This window comes from Stenotrophomonas sp. GD03654 (genome assembly GCF_029845105.1).
GTDB lineage: Bacteria > Pseudomonadota > Gammaproteobacteria > Xanthomonadales > Xanthomonadaceae > Stenotrophomonas > Stenotrophomonas africana.
This window is the reverse complement of the sequence record NZ_JAOCLC010000018.1, coordinates 1-16,026: the sequence shown is the minus strand read 5'-3', so window position 1 is coordinate 16,026 and position 16,026 is coordinate 1. Positions and strand designations below refer to the sequence as shown.

Genomic DNA, 16,026 nt, shown 5'->3' with positions numbered 1-16,026 from the left:
GCTACAGCTCGGCACTGACCGGGCTGGTGATGAAGCCCCACAGCAGGCGTGCCATTACGGCGGGTGAGCGTGCCTGCCCGCGCGCATAGGCCAGCAGCGCATCCAGCCGCGGGCGGTCATAGAGGTGGCCGGCCAGCAGTACCGCATGCACGCGACGGGTATTGGCGGTGTCGTGCAGCGGGTTGCCATCAAGCAGCACCAGGTCTGCGGCTTTGCCGACTTCGACGCTGCCATGCGATGCCTGCAACTGCAGATGACGCGCGGCCTGCAGCGTGGCTGCGCGCAGCACGTCGGCCTGGCTCAGGCCGGCGTGCCGCAGCCACTGCAGTTCATCGTGGTAGCGGAAGCCGCCCAATCCGGTATCGGTGCCGACCAGCACGGTGACGCCGGCACGATGCGCCGCACCGGTCAGTGCCAACCCATGCTCGAAGTAGGTCTTCAGTGCGTCTTCGCCGCGTCGGCCGGGATAGCGCGCCACGGTGGCCTGCAGGTCATCACGCCACGCCCAGCGTGAGAGCGGGTCCAGATAGGCCAAGCGCGGATCGTTGACGAAGGCGGGGTCGCGTGCACGTGCATCTTCTTCGCGGGTGACATGCGTTGGCACGAATGCTGCAGCACTGGCCTGCATCAAACCGAACGCTTTGCTGCAGAGCGCGGGCTGATAGCTGGCCACCATGCGTTCGGCCAGTCCAGTCGGGTCTTCGCCGTCAAGCGCGCCACCGCGCCATGCCGCCGCGTTGTCGAAGCAGTGGCGCACGAACAGATGGGCGTGTTCGAAGCTTCGCTGGCCTGCTTGCACCGCGTCTTCCAGAGGCACAGCCCTGGGCAGGTGGCCGACCAGTGGACGATGCAGCTGCCGTGCCTCGGTGGCCAGCCGCTGGTAGGTATCCGCACGCAGCTTGTTGTAGACCTTCAACGCGTCGACGCCACGGGCGCTGTACGCGTGCGCCCGCAATGCGGCAGCCTCTGGCGAGAGTGATGGATCCTCGAAATAGAAGCTGGCGATCTGCACGAAGCGGGGTGCGACCTGTTGCCCTGCGATGGCCTGTGCAGTCCAGCGGCGCTTGTCAGCCACGCAGGCGATCAGCGGGTCGGTAGCCTGCGGGCAGTCCATCATGTCGCGGGTGCCGGTAATGCCATTGGCCAGCATCAGTGCGAACTGCAGTTGCGGTGACAGCTGCAGTGCATGGGTATGCATGTCCCAGAAGCCGGGCAGCAGCCAGCGGCCGCCGGCATCTAGCACCGGCAATGTGGTGTCCCGTGGCGTTTCGCCGATGGCGATGATCGTGCCGCTGCGCACTGTCACTGTCGTGGGTTCGCTGACCTGGCCACGCGCGACGTCCACCACCCGCGCGTTGACGATCACGCGGCTGTTGCCCGGCTCGGGCAACGGCGGTGCCGACAGCGGCCAGAGCAGAGCGGCGGCGAACAGCAATGGCGGCGCCAGCAGGAGGATGGCCAGAACGATCGGCCATCGCCGACGGTGGGCGGAACGGGGCAACGCACGTGCTGCATCCATGAGCCGGCAATCCTTGCATTGGGTCGTCCGCAGGGTGCTGCAAGCCGGACACGGGCGCCAGTGACCATCGGCATCTGGCCCGGCCTGGCTCCGGGGCGGTTACCCTGTGCGGTGGAACTCCTGATCACGCCCTGCCATGTCCATCGTCCTCACCGATTTCGCCCGCCCCCGCCTGTTCCCGCGCGTGCCGCGCGGCAACACCCTCCAGGACTGCACTGCCGAGCAGTTCGAGGCACACCTCAATGCGCACGCACCGCTGAAGGTGCTCGACGGCTACGCGCCGTTCTGCAAGTTGTTCGTCTATGAGAACTGGACCAGCACGCGCTGCCTGACGGTGCCGGTCACCGAGGACAACCGCCATCTGCTGCGCAGCGGCTACGAAGCGCGCAACCGTGAGGAACTGCCGGTACTGGTGCGCTGGTTCGAGGGTGTGGAGTCCCCGCGCGCGAACTACCTGGTGGTGATCCTGTACAGCGCCGGGCAGCTGGCGAGGGAAGGTTCACCGATCGAGGCCGACTGGGGCATCGTCGGCTGCATCTACACCGCCGAACCGGAAGAGGTGCCGATGGCGCCGATCACGATGATGCGCAATGCGCTGGGCGTGGAGGAGGGCGGTTCCGGTGTACCGCTGGACCGGGAGGCCTACCGGCGCTCGGTGGAGTTCTGGGAGAACAACGCCAACTGGCGGCCCTGAGCCCACGCTGTGGCCGGACAGCCGGCATGTGAACAGGGTGACGGCAGTGGAGCGCTACCATGGCGGTGAATCAACGCAGGGAGCACAGGGATGGATGTTCGACGTTGGATGCCGTTTGCATGGGTCGCCGCAGGCCTGTTGGCCGCAAGTGAAAGCTCGGCAGCAAAGTACGATGCAGGCGCTGCCTGTGGGGCCCTGTCCGACGTGACGCAGATCCGCGACGCGGGCGTGGGTTCACTGCAGGCGCAGGCAACCTCGGGGCGTTGCACGTTCCATGTGGAAGCGGATGACGCAGCAGCGCTTTCGCGTCAGCAGTCATTGCTCCAGAGCGTGTCGGCGATTGCCTGTGGTGGGCCAGCCACCACCCGGCCTTCGCAAGGGGCTGCGGGCTTCGACCTGCAGATGCCTGCCCGTTGCCCGCTCTCTTCCAGCACGCCGTTGATTGCCCGGGAAGGAGGCTGGCACCAGCGGCGGCTCTCGTCGGTCCCGGCGTATCCCGCGGCCGCCATGCGCGAAGCCCAGCAGGGCGGTGTCGAGCTGATGCTGCTGCTGGATGCACAAGGCAAGACCCAGGCGATCATCCTGTCCCGGTCCAGTGGGTACCCACTGCTCGATGCGGCGGCGCTCAAGCACGCGCGCGACTGGCGTTATGAGCGTGAAGCGGCGGGCAAGGCGCCAGACATGAGCCTGATACGCGGAACGGTCACGTTCAAGCTCAACTAGGGCATCTGCAGGGCGGGCTCGGCCTTCCACTCCCACCAGCGGTAGTGGTACTCGCGCTCGGTCGCGCTCCATTGCCGCGCGCAGCAGGTGCACGTTAGCCGGTAGCATTCGCCCCAGCCATCCTCCGCTTCGCCCCGTGCACGCAGCTGCACGTGACCTTGTTCCAGCAGCGGCTCGGGGCTGAAGAACACATAGGAAGGGTAGAGCGCACACAGGCAGCCTTCGCGCGCCTGCCAGTAGCGCAGCCGTTGCAGGGCCGCCTTGAGGTGAGCCTGGTTGCTGATCAGCATGCCGCCAAGGGCGACGCCCTGGCAGCTGCGTTCAATCGTATCCACATGCGCGCTCAACGCCTCCAGGGATGCGGGAGTGAACAATCGGGCGACGGTGCGTGCGGCATCGGTGATGCGCGTTGCGTCGCGCGACAACAGGTCCTGCAGCAGCACGTCGGCCTGTGCATCGTCGAGCCGGGGAATCGGTGCTGCAGACCACGGCCAGCGCATCAACGTGACTTGCCGATGGCGGCGTAGTGGCCACCGGTCAGGCGCAGCAGATCGGTGGGTGCCAGTTCCACTTCCAGTCCGCGGCGTCCGGCGCTGACATGCAGCGCGGGCAGCGCTTCGGCACTGGCGTCCAGGAAGGTGCGCAGGCGCTTCTTCTGCCCGAGCGGGCTGATGCCACCGACCAGGTAGCCGGTCGCGCGCTGTGCGGCGTCGGCGGCGGCCATCTCGCACTTCTTGCAGCCGGCCGCTTCGGCCAATGCCTTCAAGTCCAGCTGGCCGGCCACTGGCACGATCGCCACCAGCAGTTCGTGTGCCTCGGTGCTGGCCAGCAGGGTCTTGAACACCTGGGCCGGGTCGAGGCCGAGCTTGTCGACGGCTTCGCCGCCATACGATTCGGCGTGGGCGTCGTGCACGTAGCTGCGCACGGTGTGGGCGATCTTCTCGCGCTTGAGCAGGTTGATGGCCGGGGTCATGAGGGCATCGTAGCGTGGGGCGGGGGTGTTGCCTTGACCGAAGCTACTGCCGGAGCATCCACGCATGGCGTGGATCTATCGCGGGGACTGGATGCGGGGTGTACGACCACTCGCAAATGCAGAACGGGCGCCCGAGGGCGCCCGTTCCGTGTGTTGCATGCACCGGTGGTGCCGCCCGCTGGCCGGCACTCCGCAGGCATCAGTAGCGGTAGTGGTCCGGCTTGAACGGGCCTTCCACCGGCACGCCGATGTAATCGGCCTGTTCCTGGCTCAGGGTGGTCAGCTTCACGCCGATCTTCTCCAGGTGCAGACGCGCCACTTCCTCGTCCAGCTTCTTCGGCAGCAGGTAGACCTTCTTCTCGTAGCTGTCCTTGTTCGCCCACAGGTCGATCTGTGCCAGGGTCTGGTTGGCGAAGCTGTTGGACATCACGAAGCTCGGGTGGCCGGTGGCGCAGCCCAGGTTCACCAGGCGGCCTTCGGCCAGCAGGAAGATCGCGTTGCCGTTCGGGAAGATGTACTTGTCCACCTGCGGCTTGATGTTGACGTGCTTGATGCCGGCGAACGACACCAGCGCGTCGACCTGGATCTCGTTGTCGAAGTGGCCGATGTTGCAGACGATGGCCTGGTCCTTCATCGCGCTGAGGTGCTCGATGCGGATGATGTCCTTGTTGCCGGTGGTGGTGACGTACAGGTCGGCACGGCCCAGGGTCGATTCGATGGTATTGACTTCATAGCCTTCCATCGCCGCCTGCAGGGCGCAGATCGGGTCGATCTCGGTGACGATCACGCGCGCGCCGTAGGCACGCAGCGAGGCGGCGCAGCCCTTGCCGACGTCGCCATAGCCGCAGACCACGGCCACCTTGCCGGCCAGCATCACGTCCATCGCGCGCTTCAGGCCATCGGCCAGCGACTCGCGGCAGCCGTACAGGTTGTCGAACTTGCTCTTGGTGACCGAGTCGTTGACGTTGATCGCCGGGATCAGCAGGGTGCCGGCCTGGGCCAGCTGGTACAGGCGGTGCACGCCGGTGGTGGTCTCTTCGGAGACGCCCTTCCAGTCCTTGACCACGCGGCCCCAGTAACCCGGGCGCTCCTTGGCGACGCGCTTGAGCAGGTTCTTGATGACCTGTTCTTCGTGCGAGGAGGACGCGGTGTTGACCCAGTCGCTGCCGTTTTCCAGCTCGTAGCCCTTGTGGATCAGCAGGGTCACGTCACCGCCGTCGTCGACCACCAGCTCCGGGCCGGTCAGGGTGCCGTCGGCCAGGGTGAAGGTCAGCGCGTCCAGGGTGCAGTCCCAGTACTCTTCCAGGGTCTCGCCCTTCCAGGCGAACACCGGGGTGCCGGTGGCGGCGATGGCGGCAGCGGCGTGGTCCTGGGTCGAGAAGATGTTGCACGAGGCCCAGCGCACGTCGGCGCCGATGTCCTTCAGGGTCTCGATCAGCACCGCGGTCTGGATGGTCATGTGCAGCGAGCCGGTCACGCGCACGCCCTTCAGCGGCAGCTCGGCCTTGTACTTGCGGCGGATCGACATCAGGCCCGGCATTTCGTGCTCGGCGATGTCCAGTTCCTTGCGGCCCCAGTCGGCCAGCGTGATATCGCGGATCTTGTAATCACCTTCGGTGGAGAAGGTCTTGGCAACAGCGTTCATTCGTGTGCTCCGGTTGTGGGCGAGCGGGTGCTCGCATCTAGCCGGGCGCCGTTGTTACAAAGCCACCTCACCGAGCCTGGCCGGGCCTCACGGGATCCGGTCGCAGCGCCCCTCGGCAGGGGAGAACCCCCATTATATCGCGGCCCCGGCATGACATCCGGATGACCCAACCATCGGCAGATGGGCGGGCGTGCACGGCCTGTTAAGGTCGGTGTTTTCACGCATCACACAGGTGGAACGATGAGCATGCACGCGCGCCGCACACGGCGCTGGACCGGCCTGGTCCTGTCGATGGGACTGCTGGCGGTGGCCCCGCTGGCCTGGGCGGCAGCGCCGCAGCCCGCGGCCGCACAGGCCCGGGGCGTCAACGGCTACGAACTGCCCTCGGCCGCGCTGCAGGCGGTGGTGGACGCACCCCGTGCGCCCTCGTTGTACCTGTCGCCACGCCGCGACGTGGCCGCGATGATGCAGATGCCGTCGCTGCCTTCGATCCAGGTGGTGGCGCAGCCGGAACTGAAGCTGGCCGGCCTGCGCATCAACCCGCGCACGTTCTCCGACAGCCGCTTCAGCTTCGGCGAGAAGCTGTGGCTGATGAACGTGGCCGACGGCAAGGAACGGCAGATCAGCGGCCTGCCGGCCAGGCTGTCGATCGCCAGTGTGATGTGGTCGCCGGACCAGAAGTGGCTGGCCTTCAACCAGGTCGACGCCGCCAGTGGCGCCAATGAACTGTGGCTGGTGGACGTGGCCGGCGGCAGCGCCCGTCGCCTGGTCGCCGGCCTGAACACGGTGATCGGCAGTGGCTACCAGTGGTTGCCGGACAGCCGCGGACTGGTGGTGTTCACCCGCCCGGCCAACCTCGGTGCGGCCCCGGCCGCCGATGGCATTCCGACCGGCCCGGCCGTGCAGCAGACCAGCCAGGGCAGCGGCGTGGTGTCGATCCGTACCTACCAGGACCTGCTGAAGAACGAGGCCGACGCGCGCCAGTTCGATTACTACGCCACCACCCAGCCGATGGAAGTCAGCCTGGACGGCAACACCCGCACGATCGGCGCGGCCGGCATCTTCATGGGCTTCTCGGTGTCGCCGGACGGCCGCTTCGTGCTGCGCCAGCCGGTGCAGCGCCCGTACTCCTACGTGGTGCCGGTGACCAGTTTCCCGCGCCGTATCGAAGTGATCGACCGAGCCAGCGGCACGCTGGTGCACACCGTGGCCGTGCGCCCGCTGGTGGAAGGCCTGCCGACCGGCAACGACGCTGAAGTGACCGGCGTGCGCGACATCAGCTGGCGCGGCGATGCCGATGCAACCCTGGTCTGGGCCGAAGCGCAGGACGGCGGCGACCCGAACAGGGATGCCAAGGTGCGCGATGCGGTGCTGATGCAGGCCGCGCCGTTCGACAAGCCGCCGGTGACGCTGGCCCAGCTTGGCAGCCGCCTGGCCGGCATCAGCTGGGGCCGCGGTGACCTGGCCCTGCTGACCGAATCGTGGTGGAAGACCCGCAAGACCAGGACCTGGCTGATCGCCCCGGACAACGCCGGTACCGAGCCGCGCCTGCTGTGGGACCGCGATGCGCAGGACCGCTACGCCGACCCGGGTCGTCCGCAGATGTCCAGCGACGATCGTGGCCGCTCGCTGCTGCAGACCAGTGCTGATGGCAGCAGCCTGTACCTGGTCGGTGCGGGTGCTTCGCCGGAAGGTGACCGTCCGTTCGTGGACCGCTTCGACATCGCCAGCGGCAAGGCCACCCGCCTGTTCCACTCGCAGGCGCCGAGCTATTCGCTGCCGGTGGCATTGCTGGACAACCAGGGCAGCTCGCTGCTGCTGAGCCGCGAGAGCCCGGACGAGCCGGCCAATTTCTACGTGCAGTCGCTGGCCGATGCGGGTACCGCAGCGCGCGCGCTGACCCACTTCGCCCATCCGCTGCCGCAGTTGAAGGGCGTGCAGAAGGAACAGATCCGCTACAAGCGCAAGGATGGCGTCGACCTGACCGCGACCCTGCTGCTGCCGCCGGGCTACGACCCCAAGCGCGACGGCCCGCGCCCGCTGCTGATGTGGGCCTACCCGGGTGAGTTCAAGAGTGCGGCCGCGGCCAGCCAGGTGACCGATTCGCCGTACCGCTTCAACGCGGTCAGCTACTGGGGCCCGCAGGCGTTCCTGGCCAAGGGTTATGTGGTGCTGGCCAGCCCGTCGATGCCGATCATCGGTGAGGGCGACAAGGAGCCGAACGACACCTACATCGAACAGCTGGTGGCCAACGCGCAGGCAGCGGTGGATGAAGTGGTGCGCCGTGGCGTGACCGATCGCGACCACATCGCCATCGGTGGCCATTCCTACGGTGCGTTCATGACCGCCAACCTGCTGGCGCACACGCGCCTGTTCAAGGCCGGCATCGCGCGCAGCGGCGCCTACAACCGCACGCTCACCCCGTTCGGCTTCCAGGCTGAGGAGCGCAACTACTGGCAGGCGCAGGACGTCTACCAGAAGATGGCGCCGTTCAATTACGCTGACAAGATCAAGGATCCGATCCTCTTCATCCACGGCGTGGACGACAACAACTCCGGCACGTTCCCGATGCAGAGCGAGCGCATGTTCGCCGCGGTGAAGGGCCTGGGTGGCACGGCGCGACTGGTGATGCTGCCGAACGAATCGCATGCCTACCGTGCACGCGAATCGATCATGACCATGCTGGCCGAGAGCGAGCGCTGGCTGGAACAGACCATCGGCCCGGCCGAGCAGGGCAAGGCGAAGAAGAAGCGCTGATACCTGCATGAGGGCGGCCCCTGCAACAGGGGCCGCCTGTGCGGCTGCGCCGCCGCCCGAGCATGGGCTCGGGCGCTACACGGTATAGCGCGTGATGATGTCTGTAGAGCCGAGCCCACGCTCGGCTGCTTCTGCTGCGGATACGTGCAGATGAAACCATTTTTGCATCGCAGCACGACGCCCGTTCTGGTTTAGGCTTGGGGCCTGGATCCGTTGACCGAGGCCTGTGCGTCGCCGATGAACGAGTACCGCAGCAGCATCGAATTTGCTTCTCCCGATCTTCCGCTTCGCGATGATGTGCGCCGGCTTGGCGCGCTGGTCGGTGACCTGCTGGTTGAACAGGTTTCGGCCGCGTTTCTCGACGATGTCGAAGACGTGCGCACCCGCGCCATCGCCCGCCGCGAGAATCAGGCGCCCCTGTCCGAGCTGGCCGAAGGCCTGGCCGGGCGCACGCCGCAGCAGGCCGAGACCATGGTGCGGGCGTTCAGCACCTACTTCCAGGTGGTCAACATCGCCGAGCGCGTGCATCGCATCCGCCGTCGCCGTGACTACCAGCGCGCCGGTACCGCAGGTGCGCAGCCCGATGGCCTGCAGGACGCGCTGCAGCACCTGAAGGCGCAGGGCGTGGGCCTGGACGAACTGGCCCAGTGGCTGCCACGCATCGACATCGAACCGGTGTTCACCGCGCATCCGACCGAAGCCGTGCGCCGTGCGCTGCTGGAAAAAGAGCAGCTGATGGTGGCCAGCCTGGTCGACAACCTCGACGGCCAGCGCACGCCTGGCGAGGCCGCCGCCGATGCGGCGCGCTTCCGCATGGCGTTGACGGCGTCGTGGCAGACCACCGACTCCTCGCCAGTGCGGCCCACGGTCGATGACGAGCGCGAGCACGTCGGCTTCTATCTGGTGCAGGTGCTGTATCGCGTGATTCCGGTGCTGTACGAATCACTGCAGCAGGCGCTGCGCGATACCTACGGCGAAGAACTGCCGCTGCCGCGCCTGCTGCGCTTCGGCACCTGGGTAGGCGGCGATATGGACGGCAACCCGAACGTGGATGCCACCACCATCCGCAACACGCTGGATGCGCAGCGGCAGGCGGTGCTCGGGCGCTATCAGAAGGAACTGCTGCAGCTGGCCAGCCTGCTCAGCCAGTCCACCGAGCGGGTAGGGGTGAGCGACGCATTGCAGGCACGCGTGGCGCAGTACCAGCAGCTGCTGCCGCGGGTGCAGTCGCGCCCGCGCCATGCCGACATGCCGTACCGCCTGCTCAATGACCGCATGCGCGCACGCCTGCAGGCGACGCTGGATGACGGCGAGGGCGCCTACGCCGGCCCCGCTGAACTGATCGACGACCTGCAGCTGATCCTCGACAGCCTGCGCGCCAATCGCGGCGAACATGCTGGCGGCTTTGCCGTGCAGCGCCTGCTGTGGCGGGTGAAGACCTTCGGCTTCCACCTGGCGCGGTTGGATGTGCGCCAGGAATCGAGCGTGCATGCGCGCGCGCTGGCCGCCGTGCTGGGCGGTGAAGCAACCTGGCAGGCGCTGGACGCGCTGGGCCGAGCGCGCCTGCTGGGCCCGCACGCCAGCGGCGAAGACACGCTGCCCAAGGGTAATGACGAGGGCAACGAGCGGCTGGATGCGGTGTTCGCTGCGCTGGCCGATGCGCACGCGCGGCATGGCAGCGATGCACTGGGCAGCTACATCATCTCGATGGCACACGACCGCAGCGATGTGCTGGCGGTGCTGGCGCTGGCGCGCCGTGGCGGCCTGGTGGAAGAAGGCGGTTCGGTGCCGCTCGACATCGCGCCGCTGTTCGAAACCGTGGATGACCTCAAGCGTGGCACGGCCACCCTGCGTGACCTGCTGGCCGACCCGGTCTACCGCGCCCATCTGCGTGCGCGCGACGACGTGCAGATGGTGATGCTGGGCTATTCGGACAGCAGCAAGGACGGTGGCATTGCCGCTTCGCGCTGGGGCCTGCAGCGCGCGCAGGTGGAACTGCTGGAGGTGGCGGCCGAGGCCGGCATCCGCCTGACCTTCTTCCATGGCCGTGGCGGTTCGATCAGCCGTGGTGGTGGCAAGACCACGCACGCGGTCGATGCGTCGCCGCGCGGCAGCATCGATGGCCGCCTGCGGGTGACCGAGCAGGGCGAGGTGATCCATCGCAAGTACGGCATCCGCGCGCTGGCCCTGCGCTCGCTGGAACAGGCCACCGGTGCGGTGCTGCGCGCCAGCCTGCGCCCGCGTGCCGCCGAGCCGCGCGAGGATGAGTGGCGACCGGTGATGGACGTGGTGTCATCGGCCAGCAGCGAGGTGTATCGCGGGTTCGTTGGCCAGGCCGGCTTCATGGATTACTTCCGTACCGCCACACCCATCGACGTGATCGAGCGGATGACGCTGGGCTCGCGTCCTTCGCGTCGGCTCGGCCAGGACGCGGCACTGGGCAACCTGCGTGCGATTCCCTGGGTGTTCGCCTGGAGCCAGGCGCGGGCGGTGATCCCCGGCTGGTACGGCGTGGGCAGTGGCCTGCAGGCGGCGGTTGATGCCGGCCACGAACAGACGCTGCGCGATATGGCGCGTGACTGGCCGTTCTTCCGTACCTTCCTGGACGACATCGCGATGGTGCTGTCCAAGGGCGATATCACCATCGCCGAGCAGTTCTCGCTGTTGTCGGGCGACCTGCACGACCGCTTCTTCCCGCAGGTGCAGCGCGAACTGGAACTCACCCGGCACTGGCTGCTGGCCTTGATGGACCAGCAGACGCTGCTGGACCACGATGCGCGGCTGGCGCTGTCGATCCGCCTGCGCAATCCCTACGTCGATCCGATCAGCGTGCTGCAGGTGGACCTGCTGCAGCGCTGGCGGGCCAGCGGACGCGAGGATGACGAGCTGCTGCGCGCGCTGGTGGCGTGCGTGAACGGTGTTTCGCAGGGCGTGCAGAACACGGGCTGACCTTCTGCATCCGTCGGCGCTACCTGCCTCGGTGGGTGTGGGGCTTGCCCCGCACGCCCTCATTCCTCCGGCGACGGTGGATTCGACGCCAGCAGTTCCAGATGGCGCTGCTCCATTTCCTGGCGCAGCTGGCGGCGGATCAGTGCGGCTGCCTGGCGGCGCTTCTCGTCCGACGTGACCGGCTGCAAGGGCGGCACCGGTGTCGGCCGGCCTTCCTCATCCACGGCCACCATGGTGAAGAAGCAGCTGTTGGCGTGGCGCACGCTGCGCTTGAGGATGTCCTCGGCCACCACCTTGATGCCGATCTCCATCGACGAGGTGCCGGTGTGGTTCACCGAGGCCAGGAAGGTGACCAGCTCACCCACTGCGATCGGTTGGCGGAACATCACCTGGTCCACCGACAGGGTGACCACGTAGCTGCCGGCATAACGGCTGGCGCAGGCGTAGGCGACCTGGTCGAGCAGGCGCAGGATCGCACCGCCGTGGACCTTGCCGGAAAAATTGGCCATTTCCGGCGACATCAGCACGGTCATGGACAGCTGGTGGGTTTTCAGTTCGGTCGACATGGGGCGATTGTATCGGCGTGGCGTAGCTCTTGTAGAGCCGAGCCCATGCTCGGCTGCTCTTGTCGCAGGAAAAAGAAAGCCGAGCATGGGCTCGGCTCTACAGAAAGCAGAAGGGCCGCGTGAGCGGCCCTTCGTGTTTCTTACTTCAGCTTCGCATCGGCGCGCAGGGCGGCGGCGCGGTCGGTCTTCTCCCAGGAGAAGGCCGTGGCGTTGACGGTCTCGCCTTCGCCGTTGAGGTAGCTGAATTCCTTCGGCTTGCGGCCGAAGTGGCCGTAGGCGGCGGTCTGCTGGTACATCGGGTGCACCAGGTCCAGCATCTTGATGATGCCGTACGGGCGCAGGTCGAAGTGCTTGCGGATCAGCTTCTCGATCTTGTCGTCGCTGATCTTGCCGGTGCCGAAGGTGGTGACCGAGATCGAGGTCGGCTCAGCCACGCCGATGGCGTAGGAAACCTGCACTTCGCAACGGTCGGCCAGGCCGGCGGCAACCACGTTCTTGGCGACGTAGCGGGCCGCGTAGGCAGCCGAACGGTCGACCTTGGACGGGTCCTTGCCGGAGAAGGCGCCACCACCGTGACGGGCCCAGCCGCCGTAGGTGTCGACGATGATCTTGCGGCCGGTCAGGCCGCAGTCGCCCACCGGGCCACCGATCTCGAACTTGCCGGTCGGGTTGATGTGGAACTTGGTGCCCTTGTGCAGCCACTTGGCCGGCAGCACCGGCTTGATGATTTCTTCGCGGACGGCCTCGATGAGGTCCTTCTGCTTGATGCCCGGGGCGTGCTGGGTCGACAGCACCACCGCGTCGATGGCCGAGACAACGCCGTTTTCATAGCGCAGGGTGACCTGGCTCTTGGCGTCCGGACGCAGCCACGACAGCGGCGAGTTCTTCTTCTTGCGGATCTTGGCCTGCTGCTCGACCAGGCGGTGCGACAGGTGGATCGCGGCCGGCATGTAGCTGTCGGTCTCGTTGGTGGCGTAGCCGAACATCAGGCCCTGGTCGCCAGCGCCCATTTCTTCGGGCTTCTTGCGATCCACGCCCTGGGCGATGTGCGGCGACTGCTTGCCGATCAGGTTCAGCACGCCGCAGGTGGCGCCGTCGAAGCCGACGTCGGAGCTGTCGTAGCCGATGTCCGTGATGACCTTGCGGGTCAGCGCTTCCAGGTCGATCCAGGCACTGGTGGTGATTTCACCGGCCACAATGGCAACACCGGTCTTGACCATGGTCTCGCACGCCACGCGGGCGCGCTGGTCCTGGGTCAGGATCGCGTCCAGCACCGCATCGGAAATCTGGTCGGCAACCTTGTCCGGATGGCCTTCGGAGACCGACTCGGAGGTGAAGAGATAGCTGGACATCAGGCGTAATATCCCTTGATTCGGATGGAAAGATGGGCGCGAATGATACACGGGGTGCGCCGCCTGTGCATTGTGAACCTGTACCGGTTGCCGGTGGTTAAGCCCGTGTAGGCCCGGCAGGGGCCGTCTGGCCGGGATTGGGGCCCAGCGTCGAGGCCCAGTGTTCCACCAGCGTGACAACGGGGCGGGCGCTGCGGCCCCCGACCGCGCAGGCGGCGTCCCTGTCGACAAGACGGACCCGTGGTCATCGTTCTGCCCCAAAACCGCCATCTGGCTGCCGCCTGCCGGGCGCAGGCTGTCGGCCAATCCGGCCGCCGGGCATGAGTGGAACCGCCATGCAGGAACTTGAACAGCGTCTCCAGCAACGCTTCCCTGATTGGTTCCACGGCCGCCGAGGCCAACTGGCGCGGCCGCTGCTGCGCAGCGTCGGGCGCTGGTCGCGGTTGGACCAGATCGAAGCTTTCCTGCAGCGCAGTGCAGGATTGCGCGGATTCGGTTTCGTCGCTGCCGGCCTGGAATTCATCGACGGCCAGTACCAGGTGGATCCGACCGCGCTGGCGAAGATTCCCGCCACCGGCCGCCTGCTGATCGTCGCCAACCACCCCTCCGGGGCACTGGATGCCCTCGCACTGCTGGACGCGGTTGGCCGTATCCGCCGCGACGTGCGGATCGTGGCCAACGACCTGCTGGGGGCCATCGCGCCACTGCAGGACCTGCTGCTGCCGGTGCGCATCCTCGGTGGCAAGGCCCAGCGTGGCAGCCTGCATGCGGTCGAGGAGGCGTTGGCCGCCGAGCAGTGCGTGATCGTGTTCCCGGCCGGCGAGGTCTCGCGGCTGTCGCTGCGCGGCATCCGTGATGGCCGTTGGCAGCGCGGGTTCGTCCGCTTTGCCCGTACCGCCGGCGCGCCGGTGCTGCCGGTGCGTGTGGAAGCGCGAAACTCGGCGCTGTTCTACGGCGCCTCGACCCTGTTCAAGCCGGCCGGCACCGCGCTGCTGGCGCGCGAGATGTTCACCCGTCGTGGCCGTCCGTTGCGGCTGAGCATCGGTGAGCCGATGCAGCTGGGCAGGGGCGGCGACCCGGGCGCACAGCTGCTGGCGGTACGCCGCGCGCTGTATGCGCTGGGCCGCAATGGTGGGGCCGGTAATGCCGTTGCCTGCGCAGGCCCCGAGCCGCTGGCCGCCCCGGTGCCGCCCTCGCAGGTCGCCGCGGGCATCGCGGCGGCCACGCAGCTGGGCCAGACCGCCGATGGCAAGCAGATCCTGCTGGCCACCTGTACCGCTGATTCACCGCTGCTGCTGGAGTTGGGCCGCCTGCGCGAACTGACGTTCCGCCAGGTGGGCGAGGGTACCGGGCGCAGCCGCGACCTGGACGACTACGACCCGCGGTATGAGCACATCGTGATCTGGGACGCGGCCGCGCAGCGCATTGCCGGCGCGTACCGGATCATGCGCGGCGCCCATGCGTTGGCCCGGCACGGACTGTCCGGGCTCTACAGCGCGTCGCTGTTCCGCTATTCCGACGATGCGATCACCCACATCGCCGAGGGCCTGGAACTGGGCCGCAGCTTCGTGGTGCCCGATTACTGGGGCAGCCGCAGCCTGGATTACCTGTGGCAGGGCATCGGCGCCTACCTGCAGTGCCGGCCGGGCATCCGCTACCTGTTCGGCGCGGTGTCGATCAGCGCGGCGCTGCCACGCGATGCGCGCGAGCAGCTGGTGGCGTACTACCAGCGCTATTACAGCGGCACCGCTGGCCTGGCCGAATCGAACCGCCCGTTCCAGTACTTCGCCGCGCCGCCGAGTTTCGGCGAGCTGGATGCAGGCGCCGCGTTCGATGTGCTCAAGGCCAACCTGGCCGCTCTCGGCACCGGCGTCCCGACGCTGTATCGCCAGTACACCGATCTGTGCGAACCCGGTGGCGCGCGCTTCCTCGCCTTCGGTGTCGACCCGGACTTCAGTGATTCGATCGACGGCCTGATTGAAGTGGATCTGTGCGCGATCCGGCCGAACAAGCGCAGACGCTACCTGCGCGACGCGGGGACGCCGGCATGAGCGCGCTGGCGAACCTGTCGCCACACCGGCGCGCAGTGTTCGTCTCCGATGTGCATCTGGGTTCGCGTCATTGCCATGCCACTGAGCTGGCAGGGTTCCTCTCGCAGCTGCGCTGCGAACGGTTGTATCTGGTCGGCGACATCATCGACCTGTGGTGGATGGCGCATCGCCGCGCCAACTGGCGGCAGTCGCACAGCGAAGTCATCCAAGCCCTGCACGCGTTGCGCCGTGCAGGCACCGAGATCATCTACATTCCCGGCAACCACGATGCCTCGCTGCGGCAGGTGTGCGGGCTGATGCTGCCAGCGATGCAGGTGCGCCGCCGCGCCATCCATGTGACCGCCGATGGCCGCAGGCTGCTGGTCGCACACGGCGACGAGTACGACGGCGTGACCCACTTCGGTGGCCTGCAGGAGAAATTCGGCGACTGGCTGTACTACCGCATCCTGACCGGCAACCAGGCGCTGAACGCGGTGCGGCGGCTGCTGGGGATGCGCTACTGGTCGCTGTCGGAGTTCCTGAAGAAGCGCAGCGGTGCCGCTGAACGCTACATCGAGCGCTTCGTGCAGGCCGGGCTGGACGACGTGCGCCGACGCGGCCTGGACGGCATCGTCTGCGGCCACATCCACCGCGCTGCGTTGATTGAACGCGATGGTCTGGTCTATGCCAACGACGGCGATTGGGTCGAGAGCCTGACCGCACTGGCCGAAGACCATGATGGCGCGTTGCGCCTGCTCGACCACAACGGCCAGACGCTGGTGGAGCTGCCCGGCGCGCGGATGTCGCAGGCGGCATAA

General features: G+C 67.3%; 12 protein-coding genes and 1 riboswitch. Of the genes, 6 read left to right on the top strand and 6 right to left on the bottom strand.

The window, feature by feature from the left end; translation table 11 throughout:
• Nucleotide 1: 1 nt before the first annotated feature.
• Complete coding sequence (locus N5J73_RS09060; protein WP_049448948.1) at nt 2-1,519, bottom strand: amidohydrolase family protein; 1,518 nt, start codon at nt 1,517-1,519, stop codon at nt 2-4.
• Between the two features lie 136 nt (nt 1,520-1,655).
• On the opposite strand from N5J73_RS09060, the gene N5J73_RS09055 reads away from it, so the two are divergent.
• Entirely contained in the window at nt 1,656-2,213 is a 558-nt protein-coding gene (locus tag N5J73_RS09055; protein WP_049448950.1) for a DUF3228 family protein, read from the top strand.
• Between the two features lie 138 nt (nt 2,214-2,351).
• Nucleotides 2,352-2,936, top strand: a complete 585-nt coding sequence (locus tag N5J73_RS09050; protein WP_158003735.1) for an energy transducer TonB — start codon at nt 2,352-2,354, stop codon at nt 2,934-2,936.
• Here the strand turns inward: N5J73_RS09050 and N5J73_RS09045 are convergent.
• From N5J73_RS09045 to ahcY, 3 genes are all read right to left on the bottom strand, one after another.
• On the bottom strand, nt 2,933-3,436 hold the full coding sequence (locus tag N5J73_RS09045) for a hypothetical protein (protein ID WP_049448953.1): 504 nt from the start codon (nt 3,434-3,436) through the stop codon (nt 2,933-2,935). The genes N5J73_RS09050 and N5J73_RS09045 overlap by 4 nt on opposite strands.
• On the bottom strand, nt 3,436-3,909 hold the full coding sequence (gene ybaK / locus N5J73_RS09040) for a Cys-tRNA(Pro) deacylase (RefSeq protein WP_049448955.1): 474 nt from the start codon (nt 3,907-3,909) through the stop codon (nt 3,436-3,438). Before ybaK ends, N5J73_RS09045 begins: the two co-directional genes overlap by 1 nt.
• A 199-nt stretch (nt 3,910-4,108) precedes the next feature.
• Entirely contained in the window at nt 4,109-5,554 is a 1,446-nt protein-coding gene (gene ahcY / locus N5J73_RS09035; protein WP_049448956.1) for an adenosylhomocysteinase, read from the bottom strand.
• Between the two features lie 36 nt (nt 5,555-5,590).
• A riboswitch (S-adenosyl-L-homocysteine riboswitch) is annotated at nt 5,591-5,674 on the bottom strand.
• Nucleotides 5,675-5,794: 120 nt separating this feature from the next.
• Here ahcY and N5J73_RS09030 point away from each other — a divergent pair.
• Both N5J73_RS09030 and ppc read left to right on the top strand, forming a co-directional pair.
• Entirely contained in the window at nt 5,795-8,311 is a 2,517-nt protein-coding gene (locus N5J73_RS09030) for a prolyl oligopeptidase family serine peptidase (protein ID WP_279940831.1), read from the top strand.
• Between the two features lie 237 nt (nt 8,312-8,548).
• Nucleotides 8,549-11,260, top strand: coding sequence for a phosphoenolpyruvate carboxylase (gene ppc, locus N5J73_RS09025; RefSeq protein ID WP_049448959.1), 2,712 nt, complete (start codon nt 8,549-8,551; stop codon nt 11,258-11,260).
• A 59-nt stretch (nt 11,261-11,319) separates the two neighbouring features.
• Here ppc and N5J73_RS09020 read toward each other — a convergent pair whose 3' ends face one another.
• Entirely contained in the window at nt 11,320-11,826 is a 507-nt protein-coding gene (locus N5J73_RS09020; protein ID WP_014036006.1) for an acyl-CoA thioesterase, read from the bottom strand.
• A gap of 140 nt (nt 11,827-11,966) precedes the next feature.
• On the bottom strand, nt 11,967-13,178 hold the full coding sequence (metK, locus tag N5J73_RS09015) for a methionine adenosyltransferase (protein WP_010481882.1): 1,212 nt from the start codon (nt 13,176-13,178) through the stop codon (nt 11,967-11,969).
• A gap of 335 nt (nt 13,179-13,513) precedes the next feature.
• Here metK and N5J73_RS09010 point away from each other — a divergent pair, with 335 nt between their 5' ends.
• Together N5J73_RS09010 and N5J73_RS09005 are read left to right on the top strand one after the other, a co-directional pair.
• Nucleotides 13,514-15,229, top strand: coding sequence for a lysophospholipid acyltransferase family protein (locus N5J73_RS09010; RefSeq protein ID WP_049448961.1), 1,716 nt, complete (start codon nt 13,514-13,516; stop codon nt 15,227-15,229).
• On the top strand, nt 15,226-16,026 hold the full coding sequence (locus N5J73_RS09005; protein WP_164078667.1) for a UDP-2,3-diacylglucosamine diphosphatase: 801 nt from the start codon (nt 15,226-15,228) through the stop codon (nt 16,024-16,026). Before N5J73_RS09010 ends, N5J73_RS09005 begins: the two co-directional genes overlap by 4 nt.

Excerpts from the sequence above, each read along its gene's own strand:
- ahcY (WP_049448956.1), bottom strand. The coding sequence starts at position 5,554 with ATGAACGCTGTTGCCAAGACCTTCTCCACCGAAGGTGATTACAAGATC.
- N5J73_RS09055 (WP_049448950.1), top strand. The coding sequence starts at position 1,656 with ATGTCCATCGTCCTCACCGATTTCGCCCGCCCCCGCCTGTTCCCGCGC.
- N5J73_RS09060 (WP_049448948.1), bottom strand. The coding sequence starts at position 1,519 with ATGGATGCAGCACGTGCGTTGCCCCGTTCCGCCCACCGTCGGCGATGG.
- ppc (WP_049448959.1), top strand. The coding sequence starts at position 8,549 with ATGAACGAGTACCGCAGCAGCATCGAATTTGCTTCTCCCGATCTTCCG.
- N5J73_RS09030 (WP_279940831.1), top strand. The coding sequence starts at position 5,795 with ATGAGCATGCACGCGCGCCGCACACGGCGCTGGACCGGCCTGGTCCTG.
- N5J73_RS09010 (WP_049448961.1), top strand. The coding sequence starts at position 13,514 with ATGCAGGAACTTGAACAGCGTCTCCAGCAACGCTTCCCTGATTGGTTC.
- N5J73_RS09045 (WP_049448953.1), bottom strand. The coding sequence starts at position 3,436 with ATGCGCTGGCCGTGGTCTGCAGCACCGATTCCCCGGCTCGACGATGCA.
- N5J73_RS09005 (WP_164078667.1), top strand. The coding sequence starts at position 15,226 with ATGAGCGCGCTGGCGAACCTGTCGCCACACCGGCGCGCAGTGTTCGTC.
- ybaK (WP_049448955.1), bottom strand. The coding sequence starts at position 3,909 with ATGACCCCGGCCATCAACCTGCTCAAGCGCGAGAAGATCGCCCACACC.
- N5J73_RS09020 (WP_014036006.1), bottom strand. The coding sequence starts at position 11,826 with ATGTCGACCGAACTGAAAACCCACCAGCTGTCCATGACCGTGCTGATG.
- metK (WP_010481882.1), bottom strand. The coding sequence starts at position 13,178 with ATGTCCAGCTATCTCTTCACCTCCGAGTCGGTCTCCGAAGGCCATCCG.